Source organism: Clostridium sp. UBA5119 (assembly GCF_002414285.1).
GTDB classification, from domain to species: Bacteria; Bacillota; Clostridia; order Clostridiales; family Clostridiaceae; genus Clostridium_J; species Clostridium_J sulfidigenes.
In genome coordinates this window covers 25,296-36,474 of the sequence record NZ_DHYX01000040.1, presented here as the reverse complement: position 1 = coordinate 36,474, position 11,179 = coordinate 25,296, and the positions used below count along the sequence as shown (strand labels likewise).

Sequence of the window (11,179 nt, the reverse complement as noted above, 5' to 3'; positions counted from 1 at the left end):
ACCAAATCATAGATTTGGAGTCTTACTTACAGTATTCTTTTACGTAGGTAATTGGAATTAAAGCATACATAGCTGCACATTTTACAAGTTCATCTTTCCAGGTTAATTCATTTGGTGCATGAGCTTGATCTTCATGTCCTGGACCAAAACCAACACAAGGTATACCATACCTTCCCATTATAGATACTGCATTAGTCGAAAATGTCCACTTATCTACTAATGGATCTTCCTTAAACAATCCTTTATAAGAATCTATTAAAGTTTTACAAGCTGGATGTGATTCTTCAAGAACCCAAGTTGGAAAATAGCACTCTGTTGGATAGGTAAGTCCTGTATAGGCAGGTCTTTCATAGGTATACATTTCTACTTTAGCCTTAGCCTCTTTTATTGAAGGTAATTCTCTTATTTGATCTAAAGCGTATTCCCAAGTCTCTCCATTAGTAAGTCTTCTGTCTATGGAAACAGTACAACCATCAGCTACTGCACATCTAGAAGGTGAAGAAAAGAATATTTCTGAAACTGTTAAAGTTCCTTTTCCTAAGAATGGATCATCTATTAATCTTTTATTTAACTCTTTTAATTCATTAAGAATAGGACCCATTTTGAATATCGCATTATCTCCTCTTTCTGGTGCTGAACCATGACAACTAATTCCATGAGTTGTCACTTTTATTTCCATTCGCCCTCTGTGCCCTCTATAAATATTAGTTGAAGTTGGTTCAGTTATTACTACAAATTCTGGTTTTATCTTGTCTTCATTTATAATATATTGCCAGCATAATCCATCACAATCTTCTTCCTGTACAGTACCTGTAACTATTAGAGTGTAATCATCTTCTAAATTTAAATCTTTGATTATCTTACCTGCATAAACCATTGAAGCCATTCCACCTTCTTGATCAGAACCACCTCTACCATAAATAACTTCATCATCTTCATAACCCTCATATGGATCATTAGTCCAATTATTTATATCTCCAATTCCAACAGTATCAATATGAGCATCCATAGCAATTACATGTTTGCCATGTCCTATATAACCTAGTATATTTCCCATCTTGTCTATTTCTACTTTGTCAAAACCTACTTTTTCCATTTCCTCTTTGATTCTTAAAACTACTCTCTTTTCATCACAACTTTCACTAGGAATAGCTATCATGTCTCTTAAGAACCTTGTCATATCAGCCTTATAGTTTTTTGCTAACTTCAGTATTTCTTCTTGGCATGTAATTTCTGACATAATTAAATCCCCCTTTAAATATAAATATATTTTATTTTTCAACCATTATTTCAATAATTTAAATACTTACTAACTAATTAATTAGTTAATTCAAATAAAAACCTATATAATTCAATACAATTAACCTGCATTATAATCTAATTTATTGATATTACTAAATAAGTTTAGTAACACCAATAAACTAGAAACTTTTATTTAGTTTGCTACAGATAAAAAGGGTATAATAGATTGAAAGTATAATATTCCTTCTAGAACTGATCCACCTATAGTTCTTGATTTATCAGAAATAGTATTGCAATTACTAATCTCATCATGCCTTGGATCTACATCTGCAATTTTTAACCCCTTTGTAACATAAGTGTTATCTCTAATAATGCCTCTTAGCACTCCATCAATTTTAGCTTTTACTTCTAAATCATCTATTATTGCTATAGTTTCATTAGCTTTAACTATATCTCCTATTTGTCTTATATTCTTAATTTTTCCTTCATAAGAACTATAAATTACTCTTTCCTTTGCATAACCACATATAGATCCTGGTACTCCTGTATCCTCTAAAGCATATCCATCAAATATTAATCTTCCCAAACTATGTCCTCTCATGGTCTCTACTACTACATTTACATCTATACCTGCTTTAAATCCAGGGCCTAATGCAATGGTTATAGGTGCCATATCTATAGTGGTACCTAAATTTTTTTTCGCTAAAATTGCATCAACTACAGCAATAGGCCTAACTGTTTCAATGAGCTTTCCATATCTATCAACAGCTACCGGAATATATCCCATATCCCAAGCTTCTAGTATTTCATCATAGGTTCTAGCAAGAACACCCTTCATACCTTCAATTGTTGTTTCACCATCAAATACTGCCTCACTAAAAGATACATTTCTTCTAATACTAGAAGGTATCTCTATCTCAAGTACTAGGACTTTAAATCCACTTCTATGAAGTTTTTGTATAGTACCTGAGGCAATATCGCCTCCACCTCTTACAATTATTCTATTATTTATCACCAAATCGTCCCCTTGCTTAATGATAATTTGATTGCAATAATTCTATATAATCCTTTTCTGTATCAATATCCCAAAGAAAATATTCTTCATCTACTTCCACGAAAAATATATTATCCTCATGATTTTTTAAAATGGTTTTTCCGCCCAAATCTCCATTAAGTGCTAAAAGTTCATTTCGATACTTCCATGGAAATATTACAGGATTTCCTCTTCTACCTTTATAAATTGGTACAATAAACTTATCTTGATTTTTTTCAAATTCTTCGATAAGTTTATTTATAAGACTCTCATTTAAAAAAGGTTGATCCCCTGTAATAAAAGCATATCCAGAAATTTTAGATGCAGCTTTCAACCCAAGTTTTATAGATTGACTTTGACCCATATATGCCTGGGAGTTTTTAACTACTTTTAAATCTCTAGTCTGAGCTAACTCTGCTATTGTTTCATTGCCAGTTACTACAATTTTATCTTCTAAATTACTTTTATTTACTGCATCTAAAACATATTCTATTAGATATTTACCCTTATACTTTAATAGTAATTTATACCTTCCCATCCTAGTACTACGGCCTGATGCCATAACAATCCCAGTTACCACATTGAATCCCCCTTAAAGCTTTTCTCTAGATTTTTCATATATAATCCTATATGTTTTATTTAATAAACTTCCAATAAGTATTCCGTCTAATAACTTTAATTCTTTATTTTTTATTATTATATATTCTATTAGATTTTCTAACTTCTTAAAGTCTTCTTCTTCTACCTTATTTATAAATAAAATTCTTCTACCTTTGGAGTTTTTAAATAATCCTTCTTTTTTAAATATTAAAGCTAGCAAATCTTCTTCATTTATACTATCTCCTACGCTTTTATTTATAAGTTTTAAAAACTCATCAATCCTATGAATATTTCTATCATGGATTTTTAAATTTAAGGCTTCTCCGCTTAAAACTCCTATTGTTGTACTAGTAAAATTACTTACTACTGGCTCATCTTCCTTCCAAGCTTTTAAAGTTTTTTCTTTTGCTCCATCAGATTCTATTAAAATATAATCATAATTGTTAAGTATATTAGAAATACTTTTATCATCAATTCCAATGACTTTATTTTCTCCATTAACACTAGAACCATAAACATGAATTTCACCATCTGGTTCCTTTGTTTTACTTATATTCCCACAGTATACATATACTATATTTCCATTTAGAATATACTTACTTTCTTCATCAATATGATCTCCAAAGCTGTCCTTTAGAATTAAACAATTGTATTGATTTCTTTTAGGTAGATATATTTTAGTTGTTGTTGTTATAAGAACTCTTCCTCTTTTTTTCAACTCTTCTGCTAGGATAAACATAAGAGTGGTCTTTCCTCCAGCTCCTACTATAGATATTTTTTCTCCTTTAGTAACAGTAAGAACATTTAAAATGTCCACCCTTTTTCACTCCTTTTTAAAACCTCTTCCAAACCTCAGTTGCTAGTTCTCTACTTCTAGCCCTAATTCTTTCCTCATCTAAATTAACCAGTTTTCTATTCATCATTATAATCTTCCCATTTACAATAGTGGTTTCAACATGTCTTCCACTTATTCCAAATAGAATGTGACTATCTATATTACCTTTATATATAGGTGTTGGAGGATTATAGTCAACAATTATAACGTCAGCTAATGCACCTTCTTTTATAATTCCTATGGAATTATCTATAAATCTTTCAGTTATAACTCTATTTCCTTTGAAAAGCATTTGTGGTAATTCTACCCAAGCTACTGTTGAGTCCTTAGCTTCATGCCTTTGAATAGTACTTCCAGTTTTATAAGACTCTAAAATATCAGAGGTGTATCCATCTGTTCCCAACCCCAACAATATTTGTTTTTTAGTCATTTTTAAGATTTGTGATGTTCCCACTGCATTACCCATATTAGATTGAGGATTATTAACTACTATGGAATTCTTTTCTTTCAGCATATCCATTTCCTCATCAGTTATGTGTACACAATGAATAGCCATAGTTTTATCAGAAAGAACGCCTCTTTTATACCATCTTTCAATTACGCCTACACCATACTTTTCCATAGAATCTTGTACATCTTCAATTCCCTCAGCACAGTGTACATGGAATCCTGTATTTAAACCCTCTATGGCTGTTAGGCATCTCTCTACAGTATTTTCACTAATAGTCATGGATGCATGAAGTCCAAATAATCCCTTTATCATATCATCCTTTTCTCTATTACAATACTTTATAAATTCAATATTTTCTTCAATACTTTGCTTTACTACGTTCTCCCCATCTCTATCAGAAGTTTCATAACTCAGATTACTTCTAATACCTACCTCCTTAGCTGCATCCGCAATAGTAAATAAACTACCCCTTAAACCATATGGACTGGAATGATGATCAAAGGAAGTTGTTACACCATTTTTAATTTGATCTATCATTGGAACTATTGCACTATAGTATACATCCTCTAGAGTTAACTTTTTATCTAATCTCCACCATAATCCCTTCAATATATCTAAAAAACATTTTGCTGGAGGACTATCATTAGCAATTCCTCTAGCAAAGGTACTGTAATAATGCATATGTGTATTTATAAAACCCGGCATTATTAATTTTCCTCTTGCATCAATGAATTTATAGTCTAGATATTTTTCTTTTAATTTTTTTGTAATTCCTACTTCTACAATTTTATCTTTTTCTATAACTATACATCCGTCATCTATAATTGTGTTTAAATCATCTCTGGTTACAACTATCCCATTACCTACTAGTAGCATTCACACTCCCCCTATAGATTAAATAATTTAACCTAAATTAAATACCTCTAGATTATATATTCATACCTGTTTACACAAGTTTCAATAATAGACTTCATTTCCTTGGAGATTGATTCTGAGTTATTTTCTTCAATACACCAATTATAAATTTCACCTTTTTCATCCCTAACTTTAAAAATACCTTTAATAGAATCTATTACACAGAAACCTAAATTGCTACTGTTTTCAAAATCTTCCTCACTCCAAAATATAGTAATTTTATCTTTGTATGGATTACCTTTATATGGACAAAATACTCCACAATTTCCGCATTCATTACACATACCATCTAAATGTATAATTTGATGACCTACTATAGGACCTTCTTTAATATCGATAAACATATTTGCTCTATTAGGACAAACGTCTACACATATTTCACAAATATTATTGCATTTAAGACATCTGATAGCCTCCTCCTTAGAAGGTATTTTTTCAAGTAGTACACCTTTTCTTTCATAAGATTTCTTAAGTTCATATCCACAAGTATTTTCTTCAGTCCTAAGGAAATCACAAGACATATTTTCTTTTTTTAAAATATCCTTAGTTATAATTTTCCCATGAGACAATGCTTCTACTATAGTACCTGGACCACCTTTTGCATCCCCGGCTACATATACTTTAGATATATTAGTTTCACATTTACTGTTTACTTCAGGAAGTCCTTTAGAATTTATATCTATACCAAGACTTTTAAATAATTCTGAATCTATTTTTTCTCCAACAGCTGCTATAACTGTAGTTGCATTGATACTTTCATATTTTCCTAAGGAAATTGGACTTTCTCTACCTGATTTATCTTGTTCTCCTAAAATCATTCTTTCACAAACAAGAATATTATCTTCTAAAGCTACAGGGGATAATAACTCTTTAAATTCAATGCCTTCTTCAATAGCTAATTTAATTTCTTCTCTCCTAGCAGGCATTAAATCTTTAGTTCTCCTATATATAATAGTTACCTTCTCAACTCCATTAACTCTTTTAGCAGCACGAGATACATCCATGGCTACGTCCCCTCCACCAATAACACATACATGGGTTCCTAGTTTTATATCCTCACTGTTTTCTTTAAAATCTTCTAAGAATTCAATAGCATTTAAAACTCTATCATTACCTTTTTTAAGTGAAATACATGCTGGCTTCCAAGCTCCAGTTGCTAGGACAACATAATCAAAATTTTTCTTTAGAACATTTATATCAACCTGTTCAGCTACATGAAAATTTATCTTAACTCCATGGCTTTTTACCATTTTAAAATCCTGTTCTAAAGCTAAATTATCTATTCTAAAACTTGGAATTACATAATTTATAATCCCATATGGTTTATCTCTTTTTTCAAATACTTCTACACTAATACCATTTCTTCTAAGGTACATGGCTGTAGATAAACCTGCTACCCCAGCTCCTATGATAGCTACCTTTTTATGACTTTTAATTGCGCCTGGCTTTATATTCTTTGTATATAGTTCTTCAGCATTATCCACAGCTATTTTTTTCATTCTTCTAATTTCTAAGGAACTATCATAATCTAGTCTAGTACATTTATTTTGACAGTTATGATTACATAAAGTTCCTGTTATAGCTGGGGCTGCATTATCTCTAACTATTACTTGAAAAGCTTCATCATATTTTCCTTCTCCCACAAGCTCTATATACTCTGGAATCTGTTGATCAATGGGACAGCCTTCACTACAAGGTGCAATTGTACAATCATATATGGGTAAGTCCTTATATAGTTTTCTACTTTTAACTACCCTTGCTTTCTTAAGGTGATGCTTATCATCAATTGATTCCTTTGCTAATATTTTTAGCAATTGCATATCAATTGTTGACTTTCTATTAGAAATAAGTGGTTCTACCTTTTCAGCTATCTGTTTAATTCTTTCATAACCACCTGGTTTTAATATTGTAGTAGCAAAAGTTATTGGACATATTCCTGTTTCAAATATCTTATCTACATTAAAGAATTCAGCTCCACCAGAATATGAAATATATAATTTTCCTTCAAATTCCTCTGAAAGGTTACTTGCTAAATTAATAGCTAAAGGATATAAAGATCTACCTGACATGTACATCTCTTCTCCTGGTAGTTCTTCATTTAATATCCTTACCGGAAGGGTATTGGTAAGTTTTACTCCTATCTCCATACTTTCCATTTCAGCTACATCTTTTAATTTTTTTATCATTTTTATTCCATCATCGTATTGCAGATCATTTTTAAAATGATGTGAATTTAGTTTTATATATTCATAACCCATTTTATTAAGAGTTTTTCTTACAAACGCTTCACCAAGCAATGTAGGATTCATCTTTACAAAGGTATGAAGATGTTTTTCTTTTAATAAATAAGTAGCAATTCTTTCTATTTCTTGTGGAGGACATCCATGTAGAGTTGATAGCGTAATTGAATTACACACCCTTGAAGAAATTTTATATAAATCTTCAATTGAAAATCTATAAAATTTTTCTATATTATTCTCCAACACTTGAATAGATTCCTTCCATATTTTTGTATTTTGTGAATTTTTCAAATTTTCTATGTAGGAATCTATTTTATCTGATTTTATTCCATCAAAATCATATCCTACACTCATGTTAAAAACAAAGTCTCTTTCTACGCTTAAGTTAAGTTCCTTCATTAAAACATGTAATATAATCCAAGCTTTCACATATTCCTCATAAGCTTCTTCTACAGTTAGTTCTGTAGACCACTCTACGTTATAGCATTCATCCTCAGCATTAATACATGGCTTTAACACCGGAAGATCTTCTCCATCAATAATTTGGACTGTCTTTAATTCAATAAATCTACTACCAGTAAGATATGCTGCTATAATATTTTGAGCTAATTGTGAACTAGGCCCTGCTGCTGGACCAATTGGTAGGCCTAACCTCTCTCCTAAAAAAGGAATAGTGTTATTAGGGATTCCATAGTAAAACTTATCTTTATGAATTCCAAAAATACTTTCTTTAGTTTTTAGTTCAGTAAAAATCCAGTTAATGAGTTTTTCAAAACTTATTGGGCGTATTTTGTCACTCATATTTACTCCCCCCTATAATTTATAAGTTACTTAAAAGTATTATATACCCTTAAGTAAATATATAATTTAATTAATCTATCTACTCTTTATTTTTCTATAAATCTCGGCTTATCTTCTTCTAGCAATTTCTCAAAAATAGATATAGGATCCTTAACTTTACTTAAGAACATCATTGCAGCAATTATATATGGTTTAAATCCAGCTTCACGATATAGTAATTCACGGTAACGATTAAATACAGATTTTTCCACCTCTCCAGTTTCACAACTTACACCTGTTATATCCGCCGGTAAACAATGAAGATATAATGCTTTACCATCCTTAGTAAACTCCATCATTTTTTCATTGCATTCCCAATCCTTATATCTAGCATTTTCTTTCAACAATTCTTTTTCAAGTTCATCAATACCTGCTATATCACCCTTTGAATATAGTTCTGTACGTTTCTCCATAGCTTCAAATGGTGCCCAGCTCTTTGGATAAACTATATCTGCATTTTCAAAGGCTTCTTTCATAGAATTAGTCTTTGTAAAGCTTCCACCATTCTTCTCTACATTTACCTTAGCTACTTCCTCTACTTCAGGAAGTACATCATATCCTTCTGGATGTGCTAATACAACTTCCATTCCCATTCTTGTCATAAGTCCAATAACTCCTTGTGGAACCGAAAGTGGTTTTCCATAAGAAGGTGAATAAGCCCAAGTCATAGCTAATTTTTTACCTTTTAAATTTTCCACTCCACCAAAATAGTGAATTAAGTGTAATAAATCTGCCATACATTGAGTTGGATGGTCTATATCACATTGTAAATTAATCAGAGTTGTACGTTGTTCTAATACTCCATCAGCGTAACCTTCCTGAACAGCATTAGAAACTTCTTTCATATAATCATTACCCTTTCCTATAAACATATCATCTCTAATTCCAATTATGTCTGCCATAAAAGAAATCATATTTGCAGTTTCACGGACAGTTTCTCCATGAGCTATTTGAGATTTTCCTTCATCGAGATCTTGTACCTCTAATCCTAATAAGTTGCATGCACTAGCAAAACTAAATCTAGTTCTAGTAGAATTATCTCTAAATACCGAAATACCTAATCCACTATCAAATATTCTCGTCGATATATTATTTTCTCTCATCGAACGAAGAATATCAGCAACAACAAATACTGATTCTAATTCTTCATTACTTTTTTCCCATGTTAAGAAAAAATCATTATTGTACATCTCCCTGAAATCTAGTTTTTTAAGTCTCTCCATAAGATTTTTAATATTTTCCACAAAATTCACCCCTTGATTTTTTAATCTTCTATTCCAAAATAAATTTCTATGCTTAATTTTTTTGTAGTTCACTACAAATTCACTTACTGACTAGTTAATTAAATTATAACTCTTATACCATTTTTTGTAAATATAAAATCATATAATTCTAAATTTTTATTTATTTTAGAAATTTATTGAATTTTTTTCATTGGTAAAATCTAAATAATTTAAATTTATTCATAAACTTATTATACTTATTCATAAACTATAGTTAAGTATATATTTTTTCTTTATTGTTTATATTAACTAATTAGTAAAATATTTATAGAACTTCATGCATTATGCATAAGATATAATTATAAATTTAGAGGGGGAATTAAATTGCAAACAACTAACGCTCCAAAGAAATCGCTTCTTAGAATTAAATTAGATGACAAACCACCTATGAAACAAACTTTAATTCTTGCATTTCAAGCAATTTTTGCATGTTTCAGTGGTATAGTAGCAGTTCCACTAGTAGTAGCTGGTGCACTAGGATTAAAAATATCTGACACATCATTTCTAGTCTCATGTGCCCTATTTGCTTCTGGTCTTACAACACTTATTCAAGCTAAAGGTATTGGACCTATTGGAAGCAAGCTTCCATTTATCATGGGTACCTCCTTTGCTTTTGTAAGTCCGGCTATTGCCATCGGTAGCACTTATAACGGCAATATGACTTTAGGTATTGCTACCATATGTACAGCTACAATGGTAGGTGCCTTACTAGAAGTAATTCTAAGCTTTTTTATTAACTATGTTAAAAAAATTTTTCCACCACTTGTTACTGGTACTGTTGTTACTATGATAGGTATTACTATCATTCCTGTTGGAATTGATTGGTTAGCTGGCGGCTCTGGAAACCCAAACTATGGAGATCCTAAATTTTTATTGCTTGGTGCTATTGTCCTAATTATTATTATAATTACCAATCAATCTAAAAATACTTTTATAAGCTCTTGCTCAATATTTATAGGTATATTATGTGGATATTTATTAGCTATTCCTTTCAACTTATTAGACACTACTCCAATATCTGCTGCATCCTGGATTTCTATTCCTAGACCTCTTAAATTCGGAATTAAATTTTCTGTACCAGCTATTATTAGTTTTTTAGCTGTTTATCTAGCAACTACTGTAGAAACTGTAGGTGATACTCTGGCCATTGGAGAGGCATGTGAAATTGAGGTTTCTAACAATCAACTTTCTGGAGGTGTACTTTGTGATGGTCTTGGATCAATTCTAGCTGGATTTTTTAACTCTACTGCAAATACATCCTTTAGCCAATGTACTGGCCTTATAAATGTTACAGGAGTTGCTAGTAGGTTTGTTATAATTATAGCTGGAATAATATTATCTATAATGGGTTTTATACCAAAATTTGCCTCTTTAATATCAATTATGCCGAGTCCAGTTCTTGGAGCTGCTGGTATAGTCATGTTCGGTTCTATTGCTTGTTCTGGTATTAAAATTCTAGGCAAAGTTGATATGACTAGAAGGAATATTTTTGTAATTGGGATATCTTTTGCTTTAGGTGTAGGTGTCATTGTTAGACCTGAAGCTCTTAGTATGTTCCCAGAATCCTTACAAATAATCTTTGGTTCCGGTGTAACAACTGCAACTATATTTGCTGTAATATTAAATTTAATCTTACCTAGTGATAAGTCTCAAAAACCTGTTATTAAAGCTAAATCTGGTATGTCTTTAAACAAATAACTACTTTGTATTCCTCAAATCTATATAAGAGATATAGAAAGT

General features: G+C 30.9%; 8 protein-coding genes. 1 reads left to right on the top strand and 7 read right to left on the bottom strand.

Translation table 11 applies throughout. From position 1 onward, the window contains the following. Window positions 1–22: 22 nt before the first annotated feature. From B2671_RS06020 to ygeW, 7 genes are all read right to left on the bottom strand, one after another. Window positions 23–1,240, bottom strand: a complete 1,218-nt coding sequence (locus tag B2671_RS06020; RefSeq protein WP_346869591.1) for a YgeY family selenium metabolism-linked hydrolase — start codon at window positions 1,238–1,240, stop codon at window positions 23–25. Between the two features lie 195 nt (window positions 1,241–1,435). Beyond that, complete coding sequence (yqeB, locus tag B2671_RS06015) at window positions 1,436–2,257, bottom strand: selenium-dependent molybdenum cofactor biosynthesis protein YqeB (protein WP_346869590.1); 822 nt, start codon at window positions 2,255–2,257, stop codon at window positions 1,436–1,438. Window positions 2,258–2,273: 16 nt separating this feature from the next. After that, complete coding sequence (gene mocA / locus B2671_RS06010; RefSeq protein ID WP_035133615.1) at window positions 2,274–2,855, bottom strand: molybdenum cofactor cytidylyltransferase; 582 nt, start codon at window positions 2,853–2,855, stop codon at window positions 2,274–2,276. A 12-nt stretch (window positions 2,856–2,867) separates the two neighbouring features. Continuing rightward, window positions 2,868–3,692, bottom strand: a complete 825-nt coding sequence (yqeC, locus tag B2671_RS06005; protein WP_346869589.1) for a selenium cofactor biosynthesis protein YqeC — start codon at window positions 3,690–3,692, stop codon at window positions 2,868–2,870. 16 nt (window positions 3,693–3,708) lie between these two features. Then, window positions 3,709–5,037, bottom strand: coding sequence for a putative aminohydrolase SsnA (ssnA, locus tag B2671_RS06000; RefSeq protein ID WP_346869588.1), 1,329 nt, complete (start codon window positions 5,035–5,037; stop codon window positions 3,709–3,711). Between the two features lie 47 nt (window positions 5,038–5,084). Beyond that, window positions 5,085–8,117 (bottom strand): putative selenate reductase subunit YgfK, encoded by a 3,033-nt coding sequence (gene ygfK, locus B2671_RS05995; protein ID WP_346869587.1) that lies wholly within the window; start codon window positions 8,115–8,117, stop codon window positions 5,085–5,087. Window positions 8,118–8,203: 86 nt separating this feature from the next. Next, window positions 8,204–9,400 carry a knotted carbamoyltransferase YgeW gene (ygeW, locus tag B2671_RS05990; protein ID WP_346869586.1) on the bottom strand — a complete coding sequence of 399 codons (1,197 nt, stop codon included), beginning with the start codon at window positions 9,398–9,400 and terminating at the stop codon, window positions 8,204–8,206. Between the two features lie 363 nt (window positions 9,401–9,763). Between ygeW and B2671_RS05985 the strand changes: the two genes are divergently transcribed. Next, window positions 9,764–11,137 (top strand): nucleobase:cation symporter-2 family protein, encoded by a 1,374-nt coding sequence (locus B2671_RS05985; RefSeq protein ID WP_346869585.1) that lies wholly within the window; start codon window positions 9,764–9,766, stop codon window positions 11,135–11,137. Window positions 11,138–11,179 lie beyond the last annotated feature (42 nt).